General features: G+C 43.7%; 21 protein-coding genes and 1 other RNA gene. 1 reads left to right on the forward strand and 21 read right to left on the reverse strand.

What is annotated here, in order from left to right; all coding sequences use genetic code 11:
• Positions 1–187: 187 nt before the first annotated feature.
• From parC to FTX54_RS08805, 7 genes are all read right to left on the reverse strand, one after another.
• Positions 188–2,608 carry a DNA topoisomerase IV subunit A gene (gene parC / locus FTX54_RS08775; protein WP_147802229.1) on the reverse strand — a complete coding sequence of 807 codons (2,421 nt, stop codon included), beginning with the start codon at positions 2,606–2,608 and terminating at the stop codon, positions 188–190.
• Between the two features lie 3 nt (positions 2,609–2,611).
• Positions 2,612–4,579, reverse strand: a complete 1,968-nt coding sequence (gene parE, locus FTX54_RS08780) for a DNA topoisomerase IV subunit B (RefSeq protein ID WP_147802230.1) — start codon at positions 4,577–4,579, stop codon at positions 2,612–2,614.
• A gap of 439 nt (positions 4,580–5,018) precedes the next feature.
• The gene (locus FTX54_RS08785) at positions 5,019–5,423 is read right to left on the reverse strand and encodes a CoA-binding protein (protein ID WP_147802231.1); all 405 of its coding nucleotides are present in this window, start codon (positions 5,421–5,423) and stop codon (positions 5,019–5,021) included.
• A 13-nt stretch (positions 5,424–5,436) separates the two neighbouring features.
• Positions 5,437–5,859 (reverse strand): universal stress protein, encoded by a 423-nt coding sequence (locus tag FTX54_RS08790; RefSeq protein ID WP_147802232.1) that lies wholly within the window; start codon positions 5,857–5,859, stop codon positions 5,437–5,439.
• A gap of 35 nt (positions 5,860–5,894) precedes the next feature.
• Positions 5,895–7,457 (reverse strand): ABC transporter permease/substrate-binding protein, encoded by a 1,563-nt coding sequence (locus tag FTX54_RS08795; RefSeq protein ID WP_147802233.1) that lies wholly within the window; start codon positions 7,455–7,457, stop codon positions 5,895–5,897.
• The gene (locus FTX54_RS08800) at positions 7,454–8,422 is read right to left on the reverse strand and encodes an ABC transporter ATP-binding protein (protein WP_147802234.1); all 969 of its coding nucleotides are present in this window, start codon (positions 8,420–8,422) and stop codon (positions 7,454–7,456) included. Before FTX54_RS08800 ends, FTX54_RS08795 begins: the two co-directional genes overlap by 4 nt.
• Positions 8,423–8,456: 34 nt before the next feature.
• Positions 8,457–9,974 (reverse strand): carboxypeptidase M32, encoded by a 1,518-nt coding sequence (locus FTX54_RS08805; RefSeq protein ID WP_147802235.1) that lies wholly within the window; start codon positions 9,972–9,974, stop codon positions 8,457–8,459.
• Positions 9,975–10,114: 140 nt separating this feature from the next.
• Here FTX54_RS08805 and FTX54_RS08810 point away from each other — a divergent pair, with 140 nt between their 5' ends.
• Positions 10,115–10,432, forward strand: a complete 318-nt coding sequence (locus FTX54_RS08810) for a HesB/YadR/YfhF family protein (protein WP_147802236.1) — start codon at positions 10,115–10,117, stop codon at positions 10,430–10,432.
• A gap of 230 nt (positions 10,433–10,662) precedes the next feature.
• Here FTX54_RS08810 and moaA read toward each other — a convergent pair whose 3' ends face one another.
• From moaA to FTX54_RS08880, 14 genes are all read right to left on the reverse strand, one after another.
• The gene (gene moaA / locus FTX54_RS08815; protein ID WP_147802237.1) at positions 10,663–11,667 is read right to left on the reverse strand and encodes a GTP 3',8-cyclase MoaA; all 1,005 of its coding nucleotides are present in this window, start codon (positions 11,665–11,667) and stop codon (positions 10,663–10,665) included.
• A 60-nt stretch (positions 11,668–11,727) separates the two neighbouring features.
• Complete coding sequence (locus FTX54_RS08820) at positions 11,728–12,861, reverse strand: THUMP domain-containing class I SAM-dependent RNA methyltransferase (RefSeq protein WP_147802238.1); 1,134 nt, start codon at positions 12,859–12,861, stop codon at positions 11,728–11,730.
• A 92-nt stretch (positions 12,862–12,953) separates the two neighbouring features.
• Positions 12,954–13,343, reverse strand: an RNA gene (rnpB, locus tag FTX54_RS08825) — RNase P RNA component class B.
• A 60-nt stretch (positions 13,344–13,403) separates the two neighbouring features.
• Positions 13,404–13,805, reverse strand: a complete 402-nt coding sequence (locus FTX54_RS08830; protein WP_147802239.1) for a reverse transcriptase-like protein — start codon at positions 13,803–13,805, stop codon at positions 13,404–13,406.
• A gap of 10 nt (positions 13,806–13,815) precedes the next feature.
• Positions 13,816–14,121 carry a cell division regulator GpsB gene (gene gpsB, locus FTX54_RS08835; protein WP_147802240.1) on the reverse strand — a complete coding sequence of 102 codons (306 nt, stop codon included), beginning with the start codon at positions 14,119–14,121 and terminating at the stop codon, positions 13,816–13,818.
• A gap of 54 nt (positions 14,122–14,175) precedes the next feature.
• Positions 14,176–14,733 (reverse strand): SLOG family protein, encoded by a 558-nt coding sequence (locus FTX54_RS08840; protein ID WP_147802241.1) that lies wholly within the window; start codon positions 14,731–14,733, stop codon positions 14,176–14,178.
• Positions 14,734–14,839: 106 nt separating this feature from the next.
• On the reverse strand, positions 14,840–15,574 hold the full coding sequence (locus FTX54_RS08845; RefSeq protein ID WP_147802242.1) for a 3'-5' exonuclease: 735 nt from the start codon (positions 15,572–15,574) through the stop codon (positions 14,840–14,842).
• 2 nt (positions 15,575–15,576) lie between these two features.
• Positions 15,577–17,493 carry a DUF294 nucleotidyltransferase-like domain-containing protein gene (locus FTX54_RS08850; protein ID WP_147802243.1) on the reverse strand — a complete coding sequence of 639 codons (1,917 nt, stop codon included), beginning with the start codon at positions 17,491–17,493 and terminating at the stop codon, positions 15,577–15,579.
• Positions 17,493–18,692, reverse strand: a complete 1,200-nt coding sequence (locus FTX54_RS08855; protein ID WP_147802244.1) for a ribonuclease H-like domain-containing protein — start codon at positions 18,690–18,692, stop codon at positions 17,493–17,495. Before FTX54_RS08855 ends, FTX54_RS08850 begins: the two co-directional genes overlap by 1 nt.
• On the reverse strand, positions 18,689–20,974 hold the full coding sequence (locus FTX54_RS08860) for a DEAD/DEAH box helicase (protein WP_147802245.1): 2,286 nt from the start codon (positions 20,972–20,974) through the stop codon (positions 18,689–18,691). The genes FTX54_RS08855 and FTX54_RS08860 overlap by 4 nt, the downstream gene beginning before the upstream one ends.
• Before the next feature lie 595 nt (positions 20,975–21,569).
• On the reverse strand, positions 21,570–22,175 hold the full coding sequence (locus FTX54_RS08865; RefSeq protein ID WP_147802246.1) for a polysaccharide deacetylase family protein: 606 nt from the start codon (positions 22,173–22,175) through the stop codon (positions 21,570–21,572).
• Between the two features lie 294 nt (positions 22,176–22,469).
• On the reverse strand, positions 22,470–23,402 hold the full coding sequence (locus FTX54_RS08870) for an alpha/beta hydrolase (RefSeq protein ID WP_147802247.1): 933 nt from the start codon (positions 23,400–23,402) through the stop codon (positions 22,470–22,472).
• Between the two features lie 64 nt (positions 23,403–23,466).
• Positions 23,467–23,991 (reverse strand): type 1 glutamine amidotransferase domain-containing protein, encoded by a 525-nt coding sequence (locus FTX54_RS08875; RefSeq protein WP_147802248.1) that lies wholly within the window; start codon positions 23,989–23,991, stop codon positions 23,467–23,469.
• A gap of 64 nt (positions 23,992–24,055) precedes the next feature.
• Positions 24,056–24,700: an HD domain-containing protein gene (locus FTX54_RS08880; protein WP_147802249.1), complete on the reverse strand. Its 645-nt coding sequence runs from the start codon at positions 24,698–24,700 to the stop codon at positions 24,056–24,058.
• Positions 24,701–24,850 lie beyond the last annotated feature (150 nt).

The raw sequence follows: 24,850 nt of genomic DNA on the forward strand, positions 1-24,850 counted from the left end.
AAGTTTAAATCATGTACTTTTATAGTCCTTATGGTATTCTTTTCTTTGCTGTCGGAATAAATTATGATTATTTATTTACAGTGGTATATTACTGTAATTAATATATCATAAGATAATCCATACAATTAAACTGAAAATAGACCCAGACTGCCCTCTTTTAGAAAGAAGTGCAGTCCGTTATCTATTTCTATAATTCCTTCCAGCAGTCCTTAATGACACCGTGCTGATCAAGATCAATAGCAAAGGAACCATTTGTGTAGCGGTCTCCGAAGCGTATCTCCTGCGCATGAAATGTATGAACAGCTGCATCTTTTGTTTGAATAAACACCGTCTCGTTTTTATTTATTAACCCTCCACAGATTATTCTGTGCGGATTCTTTTTTAACTCTTTCAGTATACGTATACCTCGAGTCGCTCTTCCTTGAGCTTCCAGCTTATCTACAGACATTTTTTTAATTGCTGCTCTCTGCGTAACTAAATATATATCCTCTTTTAAAACGTTATTCCATACTCCGGATGCAGCAAGACTGTCCCCGTCTTTTAAGTTAATTGCCTTCATTCCTGATGTTCTCTGACCCGTCGGACTTACTTCTGTTTCCGAATACCGAAGAGCATAGCCTTCATTTGTCATTAATATTACATCGTCACTGCCGGTTGTATTGTGAACCTGCAGAACTTCATCATTGTTCTTCAGTTTTACTGCCATTAAAGCTTTTGAATAACGCTGCGCCTCATAATCGCTTAAAGGGGTTCGTTTAATCATACCGTTTTTCGTAACAAAAGTAAGATATCCTTCAGCTTCTTTAAAAGATTTTACCGGGAGTGCAGCAATAATTCTGTCTTCCTGATTCACTGAAACTACATTAGCTACGTGCTGTCCGCTTTCTTTCCATTTCGTCTCCGGAAGCGTATGGACCGGTACATAGATGTAGGAGCCGTTTTTCGTGAACAGCAGCAGCGTATCTGTCGTATTAATTTCTGAGCTGAATAGAAGACGGTCAGTTTCTTTCATGACAGGATCTTCTCCATTTGAAGCCGTATAACTGCGGAGGCTGGACCTTTTCACATACCCTTCTTTCGTAACGGATACACGAACTTCTTCAGAAGGGACAACAACTTCCAGATTAATTTTTATCTCTTCAATTTCGTCTTCTACTGCTGTTCTTCTTTCATCTGTAAACTCTTTTTTCACCTGTTTCAACTCTTTTTTCATCTGGGAGGCAAGTTTCTTATCAGAAGCTAGCAGTGCTTCCCATCCTTCGATATTCTTCTGCAGTTCAGCAGCTTCTTTTTCAAGAGTTGTTACGTCTGTATTTGTTAAACGGTACAGCTGCAGAGTTACGATAGCTTCAGATTGCTGAGGTGAAAAAGAGAATCTTTCTTCTAATTTATCTTTCGCGTCTTTTTTATCGGAAGCGCTGCGGATAACGGTAATTACTTCGTCAAGGATCGAAATAGCTTTAATAAGCCCTTCTACTATATGAGCACGATCTTTTGCTTTTTCAAGCTCGTATTCTGTTCTGCGGACAATGACTTCCTTCTGGTGTTCAGTATACGCCGTCAGGAGCTGTTTTAAACTCATCAGCTGAGGAGTTTTCCGGGCAATAGCCACCATATTGAAATTAAACGTTGTCTGCAGATCAGTTGATTTATATAAAAAGTTCAGTACACCTTTTGCGTCTGCTTCTTTCTTCAGTTCAATAACTATTCGCATTCCCGTACGATCTGTTTCATCACGCACTTCTGCCAGACCGTCCACTTTTTTATCAATTCGCAGTTCATCCATTTTTTTAACGAGTGCTGCTTTATTAATCTCAAAAGGGATTTCCGTAATAACTATCTGCTCCCTGCCTCCCCGGAGTGATTCTATTTCAGCTTTCCCTCGGACGACGACTTTTCCTTTACCGGTTTCGTACGCTTTTTTGATACCTTCGACTCCCTGAATAATTCCTCCTGTAGGAAAATCAGGTCCTTTAATGTGCTTCATCAGATCATCAATTGAAGCATCCGGGTTGTCTATAATTTCCACTGCGGCATCAATAACCTCACTGATAGCATGAGGAGGTATATCAGTAGCATAACCACTTGAAATACCGGTCGATCCGTTGACCAGCAGGTTTGGAAAAGCTGATGGAAGAACGACAGGTTCTTCCTGGGAATCATCAAAGTTCGGCATGAAATCCACTGTATTTTTATCTATATTTTCCAGCATTTTTTCTGATAGTGATGCGAGACGTGCTTCCGTATAACGCATTGCAGCCGGCGGGTCACCATCAACAGATCCGTTATTACCATGCATTTCCACAAGAGGCATTCTCATTTTCCAGTCCTGGCTCTGACGGATCATGGCTTCATAAACGGAAGAATCTCCGTGAGGATGATAGTTACCGATCACATTACCAATGGTTTTTGCTGCTTTCCTGAACGGTTTATCCGAAGTATTCTTATCATGGTACATCGCATAAAGAATTCTTCTCTGAACCGGTTTTAAACCGTCCCGCGCATCGGGAAGAGCTCGGTCCTGTATAATATATTTACTGTACCTGCCGAAACGGTCGCCTAATACTTCTTCTAGCGGCAGATCTAGATAACGTTCTTTATCAGCCAAAACTTATTCCTCCTCTGTTACATGCAGACTTTCATTTTCGAGTATGTTCGAATCGTCATTCAGCCCGAATTTCACATTTTTTTCAATCCATTTACGTCTCGGTTCAACTTTATCTCCCATCAATGTGGAGATCTGCCTTTCTGCTCTGGCAATGTCATCAATCGTTACACGAACAAGAGTTCTTGTTTCTGGATCCATAGTCGTTTCCCACAACTGGGTCGCATCCATTTCCCCAAGACCTTTGTAGCGTTGAACTGAATAGCCTTTTCCGACGTTTTTAGCAGCTTTGCCAAGTCCTGTTTCATCCCATGCATATTCAGCCTTTTGTTTTTTTCCTGCTCCTCTGCTTACTTTGTAAAGAGGCGGAAGGGCAATATAAATACGTCCGGCTTCTACGAGCGGCCGCATGTAGCGGTAAAAAAAAGTCAGCAGCAGCACCTGAATGTGTGCTCCGTCGGTATCAGCATCAGTCATAATAACAATTTTGTCATAGTTTATGTTTTCAATGTCAAAATCCGTTCCGACATCACCGCCGATGGCATAAATAATCGTGCGGATTTCTTCATTTTTCATAATATCTGCGAGTTTTGCCTTTTCAGTATTAATAACTTTACCCCGTAATGGAAGCACAGCCTGAAACTTCCTGTCACGTCCCTGTTTGGCAGAGCCTCCTGCAGAATCTCCTTCCACTAAATAAAGCTCGTTTCTGCGTGGATTTTTCGACTGAGCAGGGGTAAGTTTACCGGAAAGCATCGCATCTTTTCGGTTGTTTTTTTTGCCGGTGCGGGCTTCTTCGCGCGCTTTTCTGGCTGCTTCACGAGCCTGGGAAGCTTTAATCGATTTTTTTATCAAATTATTACTAAAATCAGGATTTTCCTCAAGGTAGTATGTGAATTTTGCTGTAATAACCTGGTCAACCGCCGATCTGGCTATGGAAGTACCCAGTTTACTTTTTGTCTGTCCTTCGAACTGAAGAAGTTCTTCCGGTACACGTACGGATAGAACCCCGGTAAAACCTTCTCTAATATCACTTCCGTCGAGATTTTTATCCTTTTCTTTTAAGAGCGCCAATTTTCTGGCATGTTCATTAACAGCCCGTGTTATCGCTGCCTTAGCCCCAAGTTCGTGGGTTCCTCCATCTTTCGTGCGCACGTTATTTACAAAAGACAGCAAATTTTCTGTATAGGCATCGTTATACTGAAAGGCAAAGTCCACTTCAATTTGTTCACTTTCCCCCGTTACAGAAATAACCGGATGCATCGTTTCTTTATCTTCATTTAAATAGCCGACAAAAGCTTCAAGGCCCGTCTCGAATAAAAACGTTTCCTGATTGTCATTCCTTTTATCAATCAGTTCCAGAGTCGTACCTTTCAGTAGAAATGCTGCTTCTCTCAACCTCTCAGCTACGGTATCATAATGAAAAGAGACAGTCTGAAAAATATCCCGGTCCGGCCAGAAGGTCAGCTCCGTTCCACTTTTAGCTGTATTCCCTTTTTTCTCAAGTGTAGTAACCGGCTTGCCTCCGTCAGCGAACTTTTGTTCGTAAATCGTTCCATCGCGGAAAATTTTCACTTTTAATGAAGAGGAGAGAGCATTTACAACAGATGCCCCTACCCCGTGGAGACCACCGCTCGTCTTGTACCCTCCCTGACCGAACTTACCTCCTGCGTGGAGTACAGTCAGAATAACTTCCGGTGTCGGCTTGCCGGTAACGTGCATTCCTACCGGAAGACCTCTTCCGTTATCTGCCACCGTTACGCTGTGATCTTTGTGAAGGATGACAGTAATTTTATTGCCGAACCCGGCCAGTATTTCATCTACGGAATTATCTACAATTTCAAATATTAAATGATGCAGACCTCTATGATCTGTACTGCCGATATACATTCCCGGTCGTTTACGGACCGCTTCCAGTCCTTCCAGAACCTGTATGGCATCATCGTTATAGTCGAAAACCTGTTTTTTCACAATTGTTACCCCTTTCTCTTTCCCTGCCGCTCATTCTTCTTAGTGCCGTTATCACTTTATCACAGTTTGAACACTAATTCACGAGGAAGTATGCACTTACTATTATTAACGGAAACCCCGCCTGTTTGTCAAACGTATGTACGCATTTTCACAAAATCTTATTATCACCTATTGCAGTATTATTCGGTTTTATCATCTTATGATGTCGTTATTTTAACAATTTGCAATTCCGATCTCCTGCAAATAACAAATCCTTCTATTTAAACGCTTTTTCGATTATTTCTTGTAAACATGGAATCGAATGAAGACAATTGAGGCAGAAGGAAACATAGAAAAATGCCTTCATAACATAATTTGTCATGAAGGCATTGAAAGGTTTTATTGTGCTGTTCGTATATCAGATCTTCCATTTACCTATAACGGGAATGCGTTCACTGCTCCTTTAATTTTTTAGGAGCATTGTGTGTTCAACTTTAATACAGGAATCCATTTCCACCTGTTTTCCGTGCTTTTTGAGCAGTTTTTCAGCTTCCTCGTCATATACTCCCAGCTGAGCCCAGAAAACAGGGATGTCTGTCTTAACAGCTTCTTCTGCCAGGGCCGGCAGATATTCACTTCGTCGGAAAACATTTATTATGTCAACCGATGCAGGCAGATCACCAATTGAATCAACCGATTTTTTTCCGAGCACCTCGGAAACAGTTGGATTTACAGGGGTGATTTCATAACCTGCCTTAAGAAGAAATTCCGTTATCTGATAGGAGGTTCGGTGCGGCTTATCCGACAAACCAACGACAGCGATATGTTTTGCATTTTCGAGAACTTTTCTTCTTTCTTCCGTGTTCATAATATCCCTCCGGTTATTTAACTATCATCACAGCACATTTTGCTCTTTTGGCTACTTTATGGCTGACACTGCCCAAGACCATCTGCTGGAACTGATTCAGTCCCCGGCTTCCGATAACGACTAAATCAGCTCCCATATCATTTGCTTCTCTTACTATAGTAGGTCCCGGTTCTCCGAAGACATGCTTCACGTGAAAAGGAACCTGCGTTTCTTCCATTATATTGATCAGGGCCTGGACTCTTTTTTTTCTATGATCAGGAATATCACGAGGATTCATTTCTTCATCCATAACATCTGTACGGGAAGGCAGGTCATCGACAACGTGTATTAACGTAATTTCTGCGCCGTCAGTCCGTTCAGCAATATAAACGGCTTTTTCACAAGCGCGCAGGGAATGCTGGGATCCATCTCCGGCCAGTAATATATTTTTAATCATGATTATCTCCCTCCTGATACGGTCTTTTAAAGAACTTATTCGCTGTCGGAGGGCAATAACCCTTCTTCTACAAGGTAGTTTCTCGCTACGTCTTCTGCATTTGCGTCATTTTCATCTACTTCATAGTTCATTTCCATCATTTCGTCTTCAGAAATTCTATCCCCAAGCTGATTGAGAATTGGTTCGATCTCCGGGTAGTCGAGTAATACATCTTCTCTGAATAAAGGTGCTCCGTTAAACGGTGGAAACACATTTTCATCGTCTTCAAGAGCTGTTAGATTGTAACGGATCATATAACTGTCCGTAGAATAAGCATCAATAACATCCACATCTCCCGCTACGAGCGCTTCTGAACGCAGTCCTGGATCCATCGTCTGCACATTATTAATATCAAGGCCATAGCCTTCCTGTAAAGCAGGATAGCCGTCTGTCTGCCTGTCTGCAAATTCAAATGTGAATGCGGCAGTCAGCTCATCTTCATAATCTCTTAAATCAGAGATTGTCTCCACTCCCGTAGCTTCCTCCGTTTCTTCTGTAACAGCCAGTGCATACGTGTTCTGATAAGCCATTGGTTCCAGAAAAGCAAGGTCGTATTCTTCAAGCATGCCTTCCCTTGCCTGTTCATACGCTTCTCTTTCATCATTACTGACCGGCTCCTCATCCAGGAGAGTAGTTATGGCAGTACCGGTAAATTCAAAGTAGCCGTCAATATCTTCATTTAATGTAGCCTGAAACACAATATCGGTTGTTCCGAGACCTGGTTCGAGAGTTACTTCATAATTTGTTTCCTCTTCAATCAGCAGCTTGTACATATTGATTACAATTTCAGGCTCAGCTCCGATTTTTCCGGCAATAATTATTTCTTCCGGTTCTTCATCAGCGACATTCAGAGCCTGCATTGCCGGTGGCGCAGCCACGAGCAGGATTGCGGCTCCCACTACGATAAAGATAGGAGCAATGGAGGACCCGCTGGATTTCTTTTCCGTAATCCTCAGCACCGCATCAAAAAATAAAGCCAGGAGAGCTGCAGGAATAGCTCCAAGAAGAATATAGTAATTATTGCTTCGGTTCAACCCGGTCATAATAAGATCTCCCAGTCCACCTGCCCCTACGAGAGCGGCAAGTGTTGCAGTACCTACTATCAGCACCATACCTGTACGGATACCAGCCATGATCATCGGCATAGCCAGAGGAAGCTGGACTTTCATTAATAACTGTTTATATGTCATCCCCATGCTTCTCCCAGCTTCAGTAAGCGCAGGGTCCACACCTTTTACACCTGTATACGTGTTCCTTAAAATAGGCATCAGCGCATAGGCGGAGAGAGCGATTATTGCTGGAAGCGTACCGATTCCTACAAAAGGTATCAGAAATCCGAGAAGCGCAAGGCTTGGGATCGTCTGAACAACTGCGGTCGTTCCGATAACCGGCTCTGCACCTTTTTGGTTCATTGCCAGGAATACTCCGACGGGGACAGCTATAAAAACAGCAATTAAAAGCGAAATTAACGACATTTCCACATGCTGCCACAACGCAGTCGTTATAAGATCAGAGCGCTCCTGGGCAAGCTGAAAAAATGATTGAATGTTAAAAATCATTCGTCTGCCCCCTCTTTAACAGTATTCTTATCGAATCGTTCCAGAAAGCTGACGATATCTTTGTAAGAGAGGGAACCTGCGTGGTTTCCACTTCGTTTAACGTCCAGTACTTCTGCCTGTTTATCTTTAAGCAGCTTCACCGCATCCTCCAGTGTCGCCTCTGCTTCAATGGAAAAGCCGCTGCCGCTGCCGGGAGTTTTCTGTGGATTCATCGCTTCTTTCACTTTTTCTTTCCAAAGATTTTTCCTTTCTCCAACGAAAGAGCGGACGAAATCATTTGCAGGGGCATCCAGGATTTCATCCGGAGTCGCAATCTGCACTACTTCACCCTCCTGCATCACTGCTATTCGGTCCCCGAGCAGAAGGGCTTCATCGATATCATGGGTTACAAAAACTACTGTTTTTTGTATTTCTTTCTGCAGACTGCCAATGTCCTTTTGCAGCTGTTCCCGGCTCAATGGATCGAGCGCACTGAAGGGCTCGTCCATCAGCAGTATATCAGGATTTCCAGCGAGGGCACGCACCACCCCGACTCGCTGCTGCTGACCGCCGGAAAGTTCTTTCGGAAGCCGATCCCGGTAAGTACCGGGATCAAGTCCGACCATATTCATTAATTCATCAATCCGCTCGTTAATTCTTTTTTTATCCCATTTTTTCAGTTCAGGTACGATAGCGATATTTTCCGCAATGGACATATGAGGAAAAAGAGCAATCTGCTGAAGGACATAACCAATTTCCCAGCGGAGCTTGTGCATGTCTTTCGTTAAAATATCTTCTTCTCTAATACTGATCGTACCTTCCGACGCATCTATAAGACGGTTTATCATTTTCATTGTCGTTGTTTTTCCGCAGCCGCTCGGCCCGATCAAAACGAAGAATTCCCCTGGTTCCACGCGGAAGCTGACGTTGTTAACAGCTTTCGTTCCGTCCGGGAACTTTTTCGTGACCTCTTTAAATTCTATCAATCGCTCTTCCTCCCTTTACGAGTAAGCACTCAGCTTACAGCTTATAAACATTCCGGTATTTCTCAGTCAGATAGTTAATCAAATGGGCAGCGTCAATCGATTCCCCTGTCGTATCCTTTAAAATATCGAGAGGATTTTTCATTTTACCGAACTTATGAACATTGTCTGTAAGCCATTCTTTAATCGGCTTCAGTTCTCCCTTTTCAAGCATCGAATCAAAATTTGGGAGATCCCTTATAAGCGCCTGTTTAAGCTGAGCTGCATACACATATCCGAGCGCATAGGATGGAAAATATCCAAACGCTCCGCCGGACCAGTGTACATCCTGTAAAACCCCTTCTCCGTCATGTTCCGGTCTTACACCGAGGAGTTCTTCCATTTTATCGTTCCATGCCTCAGGGAGATCCTTCACCTGTATTTCTTCATTAATTAATGCTTTTTCGAGCTCATAGCGGAGGATAATATGCAGACAGTAGGTTAATTCATCAGCTTCAATACGTATGAGGGAAGGTCCGGCAGCATTTATAGCCCGGTAAAAATCTTCAAGAGGAACATCGTCGAACTGTCCGTCTGCATAAGTTTTCAAAGTATCGAATTGTTTTTTCCAAAAATTCTTATGCCGCCCAACAAAATTTTCCCAGAAAAGGGACTGTGATTCATGAATACCCATTGATGTTCCGCCGCTAAGAGGCGTTCCTGTTAAATCAGGATCGATATTCTGTTCGTAGAGGGCATGACCGCCTTCATGAATGGTGCCGAACACTGCTGTACGAAAATCTGACTCATCGTATTTCGTAGTGACCCTTACATCCCCGGTATTTAAACCGACAGCAAATGGGTGTACGGTCGTATCCAGACGCCCTGCTGCAAAGTCATAGCCCATTGCTTCAAGGATATGTTTACTGAAAGCTGCCTGCTGTGGGGCAGGAAATTGTTGAAACAAAAAGGAAGTTTCAGGAGCATGTCCATTTTCGGAAATCTCTTTTACGAGTGGAACAATGGCTTCCTTCAATTGTGTAAATACTTTGTCGACCGTCTCTACCGTCAGTCCCGGTTCAAAATCATCCAGAAGTGCGTTGTATTTATTTCCTTCATACCCTTTCCACTCCACATACTTCAGCTGATAAGCCAGTATTTTCTCCAGATAAGGCTGGAACTGGGAAAAATCTGCCTGTTCTTTCGCATCTTCCCATGCTGCTTCTGATTGAGCAGTCAAAATGACATATGCTTTAAATTCCTCTGCAGGAATATTTTCAAACTTACTTAGGGTTTTTCTGCACTCTTTTATACTTGCACGAGTTGTTTCTTTCAAGTCTTTCCATACATCTTCCTCACTAAGCGATTCCAAATAATTTTTCATATCTTTTGAAGTCGACATCTGAAAAATCTCTGAAGAGAGTGACCCAATGACTTCCCCTCGCTGAGCCATCCCTTTTTTAGGAGCTCCAGTGCGAAGATCCCACGTCATAAGGCTTACGGCTTCCTGGTAATGGCTGATTTTTTTCAAATAATCTAAAAAATCTTTTTCTACATCCAGCAGTTGTTGTTTCATCATTTACCCCTTTCAATTTATGTATGATTTTTACACTTTCAATTTTTATTATACGCAACTGAATTAAATATTTCATGCGCGGGGCTTATTATCCATGCTGCATTCCATGATATACTTTAAAAATAGAGGTGATAATAATAATGAATCTTACTATTACAGAAAAAGCCGCATCATTTTATAAACAGGAAATAGAGCTGGAGTCTGGACAGAGCCTGTGGCTGTATGTAAGGGTCGGAGGCATCGGGTCAGGGGGATTTTCCGCAGGAATACAGCCCGGTCTTCCGGATACTCCAGCCCTTACTGTAACTGCAGGAGAGATATACTTTCACGTGACGGAAGCAGACGCCTGGTATTTTGATGGTATAACGATCGACTACGATGAAGATATGGAGGAGATCGTTTTTACCCACCTTGAAACAAACGACCTCTTTAATCCTAATGAGCCGCAGAAAAAATAACCATCTATCCTCATCGAACAGTCCCCTTCTAAAGCCAGACGTTTCACCTGTCTTTAGAGAGAGGCTTAAAACATTGGATCATGTTTTATCACGACAAGTCTTAGGCCGGGCAGCCGTCGAGCTGCTCTTGTAACCTTTATTTTTAGCGTAAACGCCGTAAAAAGCGCCATGACTGAATTTTTGTCATGACGCTTTTTCGTATTGATTTTTGTAATGTCTTTTCGTTGAAGTTAACCGCCTATTTGATGCATCTCCAGCTTTTTGCCTTTAGACTGGCCGGTCGCAGATAACCTCTCTTCAGAATAGTTATCATTCCGCTTCAGCCAGATCCTCTTCAGAGCCTCCTCAACAGCTTCCTGATCATCCCTGAGCACCTGTCTTAAATCTGTACCGGTTATGGCAAACAAACACGTCAGCAGCTGACCATCGGCAGTCAGGCGCGCCCTGTTGCACGAATGACAGAACGCATCGGAAACAGACGATATGACTCCGATTTCCCCGCTTCCATCCTGATAACGGAATCTGTCCGCCGTCTCTCCGCTGTAATGGGGGGCAATCGTTTCCAGAGGATGTTCGGCATGGATCTTTTCAATAATTTCTTTTTTTGAAATCACATGATCGAGCTTCCACCCATTGGCATTGCCCACGTCCATATACTCAATAAAGCGCAGTGTAACGTCCGTATGGCGGAAATGTTCAGCAAGGGGGACAATGTCTGCATCATTCATTCCTTTTTTAATAACCGTATTAATTTTTACAGAAAGGCCGGCTTCCTGTGCAGCTTCTATCCCTTTTAAAACATGGCTGACGCGCATTGTCCGCCCGGTAATTGCCTGAAAACGAGTATCGTCCAGAGAATCCAGACTTACCGAAACACGGTCCAGTCCTGCAGCTTTCAGAGCCCGGGCATGTTTTGGAAGAAGGATGCCGTTCGTTGTCATCGCAATATCTTCCACTCCGTCAATTTCTGCCAGCATTTCAATTAATTCAGGCAGATTTTTACGAAGGAGAGGCTCTCCGCCGGTAATGCGCAGCTTTTTTACATCTCCGACTTCAGCGGAAGCTTTCGCTATTTTATAAATTTCCTCAAAAGAAAGCAGCTCATCTTTTGGAAGAAACGGGAAGTTATCATCAAATATTTCTTTCGGCATGCAATAACGGCAACGCAGATTGCACTGATCCGTAACAGAGATACGTAAATCCCGGAACGGACGCCCTCTTTTATCCAACAGCATCACGATTCCTCCTCTCTGTCCCCATTATACTTTTCTAAAGGAAAAGATAGCAAACAACATCTATTTTCTAGGCATTTTCTCTCCCCAGTACTGATAATAATGTGTCTTTAGATTGCCGTTATATAACTTCCGCTTCTTTGTAGCTTTTTTTCCGTACAGGCCTTCAAAACCTTCGTGGGTAGTAATAATATAGACACTCCAGTGCGGATAATTCCGCATCATAGTCCCGATATCTTTATAAAGTTCCTCCACTCCCTGCTTGTCTGTCATTCTCTCCCCGTAAGGTGGATTGCCGATAAGCACTCCTTTTTCATGTTTGGAAGAAAAATCACGTGCCTGCATCTGCTTGAAATATATTTGGTCAGGAAATCCCGCTTCGATGGCATTTCTGCGGGCGGTTTCAATCATAGTCCGGTCGATATCCGACCCTGTAATATCGAATGGTTCATCGTATTTCGCGACATCTTCTGCTTCTTCAAGCATTCGTTTATGCGCTGATTCAGGGAACCACATCCAGTCTTCGAAACAAAACGAGCGGTTCACGCCGGGTGCGATATTCTGTGCCATCATCGCAGCTTCAATAGGTATAGTCCCCGAACCACAGAATGGATCATGAAGCGGAATGTCTGAATGCCAATTGGCAAGCTGAATCATGGCCGCAGCCAGCGTTTCTTTCAGCGGAGCCTGATTCTGATTCGGACGGTAGCCTCGTTTGTGGAGGCCTTCTCCGCTCGTATCAAGAGTTAGCAGCGCCGTGTCTTTGTGAAGCGCGACTTCCACCCGTGAAAGGGGGCCTTTTTCCTCGAACCAGGTAATCGCATGCTTCTGCTTCAGCTTTTCCACTATCGCCTTTTTAACAATCGCCTGACAGTCGGAAATGCTGAACAAGGTGGACTTAACAGAGCGTCCCAGCACCGGGAATTCTGCATCACCCGCAATGTAATCGGCCCATGGCAGTGCTTTCGTTTTCTCAAATAATTCATCAAACGTATAGGCTTTAAATTCCCCTATAACGAGTTTTACCCGGTCTGACGTGCGAAGCCACAAATTGGCGCGTGAAATTCCTTCATCATCCGCTTCAAAGCGGACACGGCCGTTTTCCACCTGAATGTTTTCGAAACCAAGCTGTTTTAATTCTTTTCCGACAACGGCTTCCAGACCCATTGTCGCTGTAGCTAATAACGTATGTTTCATTCTATCTACCTCGGCTCTCGTGTGTATTGAAAAAAAAGCCTCACGACGCCGTGCATCGTGAGGCAGTTGCATATCAAAGGACGCCATTTGTGTTCCGTAAGCCATGTTCTGTTACTTCGTACTGCAATCGGGAGTCACCCTCGTACAAAAGCGGCAATCATCTGTCTGCAGGAGGTTAACAACCCCTGCCTCCTGATCCGTTTCGTTCCTTCTCAGGAGTGCCCCTACCTAATTTTGGGTTTCTCGCTCGCGGGGTTTACCTCGTTCCACCTTTTCCGTTTCCAGAAAAGCTCCGTCACTGTGGCACTTTCAAGAAGCTTCTGCCATTTCCATAAAAATGAAGGCAGGCAGTTCTTCTGCCGTCAGCCGTTATCAGGCTGCCCTGACTTATTATTTCGTCAGGCGCGGTCACTACAGCCGTCTCAGGCTGTGCGAGCATGGACTTTCCTCTGCATGTAAACATGCAGCGATTACCCGAACACAAATGGTTGTTCTCAACAACGTTAGTAATCATATCACAGGTAAAAATCAAAAATCAATGTTTACCTCTCTCCAGATGGCCTGACAATAGCGGATTTAGCCAGTTTGTCAGCTTCGCCATTTTTGGATGCAGGAATCCATTTTATAAAAACATGATCAAAGGCGGTGTCCATAATTTCGAGTATCTCTTTTAATAACGGAGCAAAAAGTGGATTTTTTATATATCGTTTTTCTACAGCGTCTACAAGAACCTTTGCATCCGTCCGCAGAGATACGATAAGAAAGCCTTCTTCCCTGCACCTGCGAAGAGCTATCAGACAGGCGTGGAACTCTGCTTCATGATTGGACATTTCCGGAAGCGGAAAAGCCACTTTTATAGGATTACCGCTTCTTTTGATGAATATTCCAGCTCCTGCCGGTCCCGGATTTCCCGCACTGGCTCCATCTGTATATACTTGTATCAAGAAATCCGGCCTATTCGTTCAGCCGGCTTCCAAACACATGTTTTTCCAGGTTGGAAAGCCTTCTGAGAATGTCGTAATTTGTATTGCCCGCCTGGTGCGGTTTAGGCATCGGTTTGGCTCCTTCCCGTACCGGACGGTTCTCTTTTAAATCTTCAATCTGCTTTTCCAGCTTTTGAATCTGATTCTCGAAAGCTTCATAATCTTTAATGATTTCATCCAGGAATTGATCTACTTCGTCCTGATTATACCCGCGCATACTGGCTTTAAATTCGCGCTCATAAATATCATTTTTAGTTAGTTTAGAAATTCTTTCCATTCACGTCACCTCATCAGTATGTTAGTACTATTTTTTCAAATTGCAGGAAACCTGTCAATTCCATTCATCCAGCTCTTCCCTGATCAGATCTTCAATATCTTCAGGTGTCAGATAATGAAGAGGGTAATCTTCCCGGAGCTGGCGTTTTTTTGCTGCTTCTTCGTAAAACTTTGGAGTACCTTCTATGTTCTCATCATATAATAATAGCATAGCATCTGTCTTCAATACGAGAAACTCATTTTTTTGTTTCAGCTGTGCCGGTGATTCGTAAGGTCTTTTTGTTATATAGTCTTTATAGTCACTATTATTCCATATTTCTTCATACAATGACTTTACGGCTTCCGGATACCTTTCTTCCTGCGAATAAAAAGGAGCGAGCGTAGCGAGTTTTACAGGAACGCCTTCTGATTTCAACTCCAGGACCGCTTCTGCAGCCCAGAGCTCGACTCCGGCCTGGCCGCTCGTTACGATCCACTCTGTTCCGAATGCCTCAATCGTCTCTTTAAGCTTTCTTTTCAGTGCTTTTTTTAAATAGGGAAGCTGTTCATGCTTCTCCTGAAAAACGCCAAGTTCATGCGGCTTGTAGCCGCTTACTGCAAGTACATTATACATGAAAACCTCCTGCCGGAAACAGCCCTCTCAAATGAACGGAAAAGCCTGCTTACCACCTGCATATCAATAGTAAGATCATAAGCAAAACAGGTGGATTTTGCAATGGTTATATCCGCCTTCTTTTACGAGCTACGGCATTCGTCTCCCGAATTAACGAATAGAGGGATTTATACTTTGTGGAAGCGGCCTCGTTAAGCAGAACAGAAAATATTTCTGCGGTTATTTTCGCATCATTCAGAGCATGGTGACGTTCTATGACCGGCATATGAAATCTCCTTAGAAATCCATCCAGGCTGTTATCTTTTCCGGGAAAAAGCAGTTCTGCCAGCTGGAACGAGTCCAGAACGGGAAGTTTCACTTCAGGAAGCAGCCATTTTCTGCACATTATTTCCATAAACGGCACATCGAAACTTGCCGGATGAGCTACCAGCACACGATTTTTCGTGAAATCGAGAAACTGGGAGAGCATCTCTGGAAACGCTGTCCCTTTACTTGTCTCTGTTTCTGTCAGGCCCGTTAATGAAGAAACAACCGGAGGAACGGGTTTACACGATTGAACCAGGGAATAATAAGTTTCAAGCGGAGTGGATTCAAACTTCAGAGCTCCTATCGAAATAATTTCATCCCCGAGCGGAGCTGTAAATCCGGTCGTTTCCAGGTCAAAAATAGTATAATCCGCTTTTTCCAATGCACAGTTGGCAGGGAGAGGCAGGCGGTTTATTTCTTCTATCTTTTTGCGGGCGTAAAGCCAGCTGTCTTTGTTCTCTGTAATCCACTTCTTACGATAGCGGATAAAGTTCGGGCGGTCTTTTAAAAGGTAGGTTGTCATGTGTCTCCACATAATTAAATCCCTTTGCTCTTCTGGAAGCTGAGTTCACTCATCTGCTGAAGCCGTTTGGAAATGATCAGTGCTTCCTTCAGCTGTCTTCGATCATCTTTTTCAAGATCGAAAGGAGCTATTTCATTCGTCAGCTTCTTTTCGGACCGCAGCTCCCTTAGATTCTGCTTCAAACGGTGGTAGTGGAGTACGTCCATCGCCAGCTTTGCGTTTTTCACATCTCTTGGATGAAAGACTTCCAGCTTTTCTAGAGCATCGAGGCGTGCTGTTGTACTGACTTCGTTTACTCCGTAACGAATGGCGAAGATCCGGACTCCGTTGACGATCTGCATCAGCGCCGCTTTTTTAATATCTATCGTCTTTTTCTTCCCGCGGACTACCATTCTGCCAAAAGGGTTAATTGGTACGCGGAAACGCAGAGTATCTTTCATCAGCATTGCCTGCATCAGCTTTCCATGCTGAATTCTTTCTGTAACGACCTCCCGCAGCCTTTCTGCGAGCGTAAAATCACCAAAAATCGGCCGGTAATCAATAAAAATCGTGAAGTCCCTTATTTCCTGGCTTTCACTTTCCCTGACCCAGCGGAAAACTTCTTCTTTCCATTCATCAATCCCGCGGCACCATTTCCGCTCCCGGGCCATTATTCCACCGCTGCATTCCGGAAAACCGGCATCAGCCAGAATCCTGTTAACTTTTGCCGCAAAAAGATGAAAGTAATCTTCCACGCGCCTCCAGTTCTTCATATGCCTGTAATTGTCCAGTATTAATCCGTTGTCCTGATCTGTACTGAACGCTTGTTCTCGTCTCCCCTGACTTCCCATAACAATAAAACAGTAATTGATCGGCGGAGGACCGTATCCTTCTTTTTTCATCGCTCGGAGGGCAAACTGAATCGCTTTTCGGTGGAGCTGATCATTGTAGCTGGAAATAAATTCGCAAACTTCTGTTGGATGCGTCCGTTCATTCAGCAGTGCTTCTGTGAAGGCGTGAAAATCCGGATGAAACTTGGGAGCCACTGCCATAAGTTCTTTTATCGTCTCTGCATGCTGAAGCCTGTAGGAAAGGTGCAGATATTTCGAATCCTGCAGCTGGAGGAAGGATTCGGCCATGAGGATTCCGACCACACTCTCTCCGCGCATCACCGGAACAAGGTCAATGTAATCATCCTTAAAGAAAGTCAGCACTTCATAGCTGAAAGCGTGCTCCTGAATAGTCTGCGGACGGTCTTCCATCCACCGGGAAATCCGCTCCTTCCTGCCTCCGGTCAGAAGCCCTCTGATAATGTGCTGCTGCGTTAAAACTCCCTGGAGGGATCCTTCCTCATTTACCGCCACCAGCCCGGCAGAATTCTCTTCAGAAAGCATTTCAGCAGCTTGTTCCAACGTGCAGTTATCCCGTATCGTACGGGCTCTTTCCATAATCATATGGACACGAGTCCGGAACAATCCGATATTTTCTCTGTCACTTACGCTCCGCTCTTTTTTAATTTCATCATAAAGAGATTTCATCCGGTCCCCGATACCTGTAAGCACGACTTCACTGAAAGCTTCATTTTCTGCCATAAGATCAAGAAAGATATTTCTTTTAAACCGGAGCGTTTCACAATCCTCCAGAGCCTTTACTGAAAAATTCATCTGTCCTCCTGCAAGCAGAATCATGAGACCAATCAAATCTCCAGGATAATAGAACCTCACGGAAATGTGCTGCCCGTCGTCGCGGTGCAGCACATTTTTAGCAATTCCCTGAAGCAGAAAAAACACTTCCACTTCTTCATCTTCTTCGTGAAACAGAAATTCATTTTCTTTAAAAGAGGCCGGTGAAGATTCATCGAGCATTCTTGTGAACTGTTCTTCGGTAAGAAGGTCAAATGGAAATGAGTTCCTTAGAACATCTTTATAATTAGTATGAAGTCCGGTATTCATTAAAGCTTATCCCCTTTTTTTCTTAGTCGTGCGTGCCTTTTGTTCAATTTGGCTTTTATCTGCACGTCTGTCTCCAATCGCAGTCCTTCTTCTGTCACGATAAGAGATTCGGAAATGTTTTTGTAATAATGCTCATACAGTTTTGCCAGCTCTTCCATCGCTTCAGGCAGCGGATAATGATTTTTTCGAACCCTTTCCAAAAGAACGACGGCCTCTTCCGGTTTCTTCTGCTTTCTTTTATTAAGGGCGAGGCGGTAAATTCTCTGCTGGGACGGTTTTTCGGCTTTTCGTTCCGCTTCAAGCCAGTGCCACTCTGCTTTTTTAAATTGTTTGAGTGATTCCCACCAATGGGCGGCCGCCTCATGCTCCTGAGGGCTTGTATGGGTTGATTCGGCCGTTAATTTTTCCGCGAGCAGTGTATAAAGCTGCACGAGCGAGCGTACATCCTGGTCATGGTGATCAATAATTCCTTGTAAAGGTGCAGGATCATCCGACTGCAGATAATCAAAATAAAGCAGCGGAGCCAGGCTCCCCGGAGTGTCACCTGTCCGCTTTTGACCGAGCTTTTCTGCTTCTACGATAGAAAGCCGGCAGGACGGAAGTTCCTCTTTCCAGAACCTTCTCGCAGCGTGGAGAAGATCAATATGGCCGGTTTCCGGAAGTTTAGGCAGCTCCCTTCTTAGAAAAGCATGACGGGAACGGACCTGCGGCCAATCGAATGATTTTCCATTGTAGGAAACGAGGATATCATCTTCTTCAAAATCCTCCAGAAACCCTCCTAAAAAGGCAGCTTCGTTTTCAGGTCCCGGGAGAAAATGCTGAGTAACTTCTATGCCAAGAGGATTCACTCTTGCATAACCGATTAAAAAGATGACCGTTCCTGCTCCGGTGGAGAGCCCGGTCGTTTCCGTGTCAAAAAAAAGCAGTTTTTCCACCGGCTGTTTAAACTGAAGCGGGTGAACTTCTGAATCCCCCTGCCAGAAAGACTCCAGTTTTTTCATTCTTTCATAAAGCGAAGGGTCACTCCATTCATAAACGATCTTTCTTCTGTAGGATCTTCCGTCTTCCAGATAAAACGGATAAAACCCAATATTGGAAAGGGCAGATTTATCTTCAGCCGATTCGTATACGTCCGGGCCCGCTTCTTTTTCTTCCGGTAAATGCGTTTTCATTCTCATCAGCTTTTTTTTCAGGCTCACTCTTCTTCCTCCTCGCTCACAAAGCTTAAAAGCTTCAATACCCAGGCTTTTACCTTCATGCTTTCATCCGAACCAGGTATTCCAGTACAGGAAGGGCATCCGCCTTCGCAGGGACAGTGCCAGACATAATCGAGAGCTTTTTCCAAAACAAGCTGGGACTGGTCAAAAACTTTGGAAGCAAGGCCGATGCCTCCCGGATACCTGTCATAGAGATAAACAGTAGGAAGTTCTGCATGAACAGATTTCACTTCTGGAACGGCATGCAGATCCTGTTTGTCACACATCACATGTACTGAAGCGACATGCTGAAGCACATAGGCAAGCCCGATCAGAACCTGTTCAATTTCATCTTCCCCGAGTTCTTCAAAAAGTTCTGCCGTAAATTCCAGCATCATCCCTTCTGTATGGAGTTCCTGCTCGGGCAGATGAATCGGGCCTGATCCGATATTTTCAAATGTATCGAGTTTAATTTTTTTAAAGATCGTTGCCATCGCTGTCACCATTACATCTCCATACTGAATAACGGCGTCCGACACTTTTTTCTCTTTGTCTACAGCAAGAACGGTCAGTTTAACTGCCAGGTTCGCATCCGTAAAATAATCGACACTTACCTGCCGGACAAATGCTTTTTTCTCATCCCAGTCCAGAAATTCCACTTGATGCTGGGTCCCTTCGTGCAGGTAAATCGCTTCGTCATGCAGCAATGTCAGAGCACTGAATGTATCCATTTCACCGATGACACGATGGGCCGATGTATCTGTCTGGTCAATAATGACGACGTTTTCCTGAGAAGCAGAACGCAGACTGATATTATGGGCAGGGAAAGCATCGTTCATCCAGTACCACTTTGACCCTCGTTCGTGAAGAACCCTTGTTTCTGTTAAATAATCAAGCAGCTCCTCGACCTCTTCGGAAGCGAGATCATCGAAGGCTTCTCCTTTCCGAAAAGGAAGCTCATAAGCGGCACACTTAATATGATCAATCAGAATGATTAAATTATCTTTATTAATTCTCGCAGATTCCGGAGAACCTTCAAAAAAATATTCAGGGTGACTGAATACGTACTGATCCAGAGGGGTCGAGCTCGCTACCATCAGGACGAGCGATTCCTCCTGGCGTCTGCCTGCTCTGCCTGCCTGCTGCCAGCTGGAGGCGATCGAACCCGGGTACCCGCTCATAACGCATACCTGCAGCTGTCCGATGTCCACACCGAGCTCCAGGGCGTTTGTACTTACCACCCCTATTGTTTCTCCGCTTCGCAGGCCCCGTTCAATCTCACGCCGCTGGTTTGGAAGGTAGCCGCCTCTGTAGCCTCTGATGGAGCGCTTCATATATTCGTCTTTTATCAACTGCTGAAGATGACTTAAGATTATTTCGACACGGACTCTGCTTCGTGCAAAAACGATCGTCTGAATTTTTTCCTTTAGAAAGGAAGCCGCAAGTTCATTAACTACTTTTGTAGCACTTTTCCGTATATTCAACTGTTCATGTACGATCGGCGGATTGTAAAACGCTATATGCTTTTTCCCTCTCGGAGCTCCGTTATTATCAATGAGGGTCACTTCTTCTCCGAGAAGATTTTCCGCAAGTTCCTCCGGGTTGGCAATTGTGGCTGATGTGCAGATAAAAGTTGGGTTACTTCCGTAATAAGCACACAGCCTTTTTAAACGGCGGATGACGTTTGCTACGTGGGAACCAAAAACGCCCCGGTACGTATGGAGCTCATCAATAACGATGGTTTCCAGATTTTCAAATAGAGAGATCCATTTTGTGTGGTGCGGCAGTATTGCTGCGTGCAGCATATCCGGATTTGTAATAACTACATGACCGGCTTTTCTCACAACCTGACGGATATTGGAAGGCGTATCTCCATCGTAAGTATAGCTTTTCAAATTTACTTCCATTTCATCAACAAGTTCATTTAATTCTGTTTTTTGATCCTGGGCCAGTGCTTTCGTTGGAAATAGATAAAGAGCTCGCGCATTTGGCTGCTCCAGATAACGATCCACTACTGGGAGGTTATAGCAAAGCGTCTTTCCGGAAGCAGTCGGCGTAACAGCTACTATATTTTCTCCGCGCTTCACTGCATCATACGAACTCCGCTGGTGGGTATACAGTTCCTTAATGCCTCTTTTCTGCAGAGCCTCTTTCAAGGTCTGATCAAGATTCGAAGGAAACGGCGATGTTTTCGCCTTGAGTTCTGCTGTTTCATGCCAGTAGGCAATATGTGGATCATTCCGTAATTCTTCTATTAATTCCGCAAGGGGCTTTTTCCCTATCATAATCATTCTCCTTTTCCGCACAGAACCTTCTCTAAAGTTTATCGAATAGACGTTTGCAGAGCAACTCACTCCGCTGTTTTAAAATCAGATAATTCGCAGGTTCCCGCCCACCATGTTCTTTCATTTTAGCTGTGTTGAAGCTTTAACAGGGACATTCATGCAAAATCTTAACACCATAATGGATGAAAATGGCCTTCTATAGGAATGAAACTTCTCTTCTAAACCGGTAAGAAGGGGTTTTCTCTATGCGAAGGTAGATGCTGCCCGGCCTTTTAAACGTTAGCTGGCGGGCACATGGGGCAACGAGGCGCTAAAGGACGAGCCGAAGATCCACAGACCGCAGGGAAGAAGGGATCAGCTGAGGCCGGCCCGCCCGGAAAGTGTGCCCATGGAAACAAAAGGACCCGTTTATCACTTATCAATTTTATTTTCAAGGCAGCCTTCTTTTTAACAACAGCCTTCTGATTCATTTTTCTGGAAAAACGAAAAAATTCAGTAATGAAACGACTGTGAAATATAAGTTTTATGCTTTTCTATCATAATATATACTGTTAAAAAGCCGCTTCACATAAAAAGAAGCGGCTTAAAAAATCATTCATAATAAAGCGGTCTTGTAATTTCTATTTCGTATCTCCTGAAGCAGCTCGGGCAGAATGTCTCTTGTCTGCCGAAATTCGTGGAGAAGGATTACAGCCCCGGGGTTAAGATGCTCAGTAATATTGCGGATAATCGATTCCGGGGATTGTTTAAGTTCCCAATCGAGAGAGGCCAGACTCCATAAAACAGTTTTCATTCCCAGAGAGGAAGCGGCATCAACAGTATCTTTATTATATTTACCGTAAGGAGGTCGGAAAAACTCCGGGCTGATACCAGTAATTTGCGTCATTTCTCTTACACTGACTTGTAAATGCTTCCACTGTTTTTCCGGAGAAAGGCGTGTAAAATCAACATGGCGATGACCATGGCTTCCAAGACCGTGCCCTTCTTTATATAAGTTTTCCCACGGCCGGGAAGCATAGAGCCGGCTCGTCTGCCAAAAAAAGTAAGCATTCATGTTTTCTTTATTTAATGAACGCAGAATATCGTTTGTATACTTTCCCGGTCCATCATCAAACGTTAATGTAATTTGATTATTTCTCCCATCAATTTCCGTAACAACTTGAGGGTCATTGAAGCTGAACTCAACTTCGTTGTAAATTATTCATGGACTTTTGTGGATCATAGCAGTCTCCCCCTCTGAGGAAGTTTACAATTCCGTATATTTGCAATAAAATCCTAACTTCCCGACAAATGAGGAATCAAAATCGAAGGCGGCTTTAATAAATGGATTGACCACATGCACCATTATTATGCGGACCTGCTCGAAATAAACTTAAAACAACATATAAATACTTTGCTTTCATCAAGCTTGCGGCCTGAATACCTTATAAACAATCCGCATCCCGCTTTTTTCTTATATTATCACAAAACACGTGATATAAACCAGTTTCCGATATTAGCGGCGCAGGTAGTTTAAAAGTTGATGTTCCACTGCTTTTCGTAAGCTTCTTTGTTCATTCAGAAGCTGATGCCTTGCACGCGGAAAAAAAGAGACCTGGAGATTACTGCATTTTCTTCGGAAAAAACGAAGATTTTTCCGCCAGTCAACTGTCGTATCTTTTCCTCCCTGTATGATATAAACATCGCCCCTGTACAAAGGACAGTCATTAATATGTAATTGCCAGGTTTCGAGAGCTTTCAACCATTCTGTATACATCCACTGAGCCTGCAGTGGGTCTTTTTTAGTAAAAACATGATACTGCCTATCTTTGGAATTTCTTTTAAACCTCCTTTTCTGCCGGGGGATTATATTTCCGAATAGTCGCATCGATCCCCGCAGGGCAGGCCAGCGCAAGGGAAGATACAGTGGGGCTGCGAGCAGAAGTTTGTCAAACAAAACCCATTTATTACAAGCTGCCTGAAAAAGAACAGCCGCTCCGGTGCTGTGCCCAAGGCCAAAACAAGCACCCGAAGGAAGATAATATTTCATGAGATCATAAGCTTTTTTTACAGTTTCTGCATATTCATCAAACGAAGAAATATGCCCTTCTTCTCCCTGAGACATCCCATGACCCGGAAGATCCACAGCCGCAACGTTATAACCTTCCTTAAGCAGTACATTCACGGTACGGGACAGCCCTCCGGAATGATCCAGGTATCCATGTACAATCAGTATCGTTCCTTTGTTTTCTTCTGAATAAAACAGCTGAAAGAAAATTTTTCGAATATTAACTTCTGTGAAACCTGCCCGGTAGGCAGCAAATTTAGTTTTATCGAATTCATAAAAAGAAAGATAGTGCTGAAGACGCCGGTTTTTTAAATGACTGTTTATTTGCTCCAGATTTAGTTCGTTTTCTATTCCAGCATAAAGCGAGCTTTTTTTTACCATTTTTCCGCCCCTTTTTAAAGTTTGAAACTATAGAACGGCTGCTCCAAAAGAGCAGCCGCACCTGTTATCTTGATTCGATTGCTTCTACAAGAGCTCTCCCGTAAGCCGGAAGATCCGGAGGTCTGCGGCTGGAAACGATATGTCCATCCACCACGATTTCTTCATTATGCCAGTAAGCTCCTGCATTAACCATGTCATCCTTAATTCCTGGAGTGCTTGTCACCTGAACCCCTTTTAAAATATCTGCTGAAATCAGCACCCAGCCCGCGTGACAGATCTGACCAATAATTTTTTTGCTGTCATTCATGAAATGGACCATTTCGAGCACTTCTTTATATCTTCGGAGTTTATCCGGCGCCCATCCGCCCGGAATCAGCATCGCATCATACTCTTCAATACGTGCCTGATCAAATGACAAATCAGATACTACAGGAACGCCGTTTTTCCCTGTGTAGGTTTTTTCTGCTTCTTTCCCTACTATATGAGAAATAGCTCCCTCCTCTTTCAGACGGTAGTGAGGATAGATAAGTTCCGAATCTTCAAAATCATTCTCTATTACTGTAATAACTTTTTTTCCTTTAAGACGCATCGGTTATTCCTCCAGTATTATATCAGTCTTGCTGTATTTATACCCGCTCCATTACAGAATTAATCTAAGTCGTTCCTTCCCATTCACTATAAAAGTCATCCAAATATGTAAGAAGACGCTCATGACGGACTTCAGCTCTTTTTTTACCCGTTTCTGTATTCATTAAATCTTTTAAAAGAAGCAGCTTTTCGTAAAAGTGAGTAATAGCTGCCGCGGAACGATCCCTGTAGTCTCCCTCCGACATGCTCTCTCTAACAGCCTGACCGGGTGTATACATAGGAGTACCTTTATTTCCTGCATACATAAAACAGCGGGCGATACCAACTGCCCCTATTGCATCGAGCCTGTCTGCATCCTGTATAACTGCGCCTTCCAGTGAAGGAGGAGACTGATTATTCCCTCCCTGAAATGCTACTGATGAAATCATGCTGATTATATTCGTCTGCAGTTTTTCCGGTATGGCTTGTTTCGTCATCCAAGCTTGGACGACCAGTTCTCCTTCTGATTTAGAAGAATGAAACTTTTCATCAATAACATCATGAAGCAGGGCGCCTATTTCACATAATTCTGTATCCGCACCTTCAATTCTGGCTATTTCGACTGCCTGATTTCTAACACGGTTGGTGTGTTCCCAATCATGACCACTTGTATCATGAGCAAAAAAATTTTTCGAAAATATTTCAGCTTCATTTATCCAGGATCGCTTCATCGATTTTATTCCTTCTTTCTCTTAAATATTCTATTAATATTTTAAAGGATCACCTTAGTTACAGTCCACTTTATAACAGCTTTCTGAAACCTTCTGGAAATTTGAATACAACCACCGGTAAGTTTGCTTTTACCGGGGTATAAACTCCTC

The organism is Alkalicoccus halolimnae, from assembly GCF_008014775.2.
Classification (GTDB): Bacteria; Bacillota; Bacilli; order Bacillales; family Salisediminibacteriaceae; genus Alkalicoccus; species Alkalicoccus halolimnae.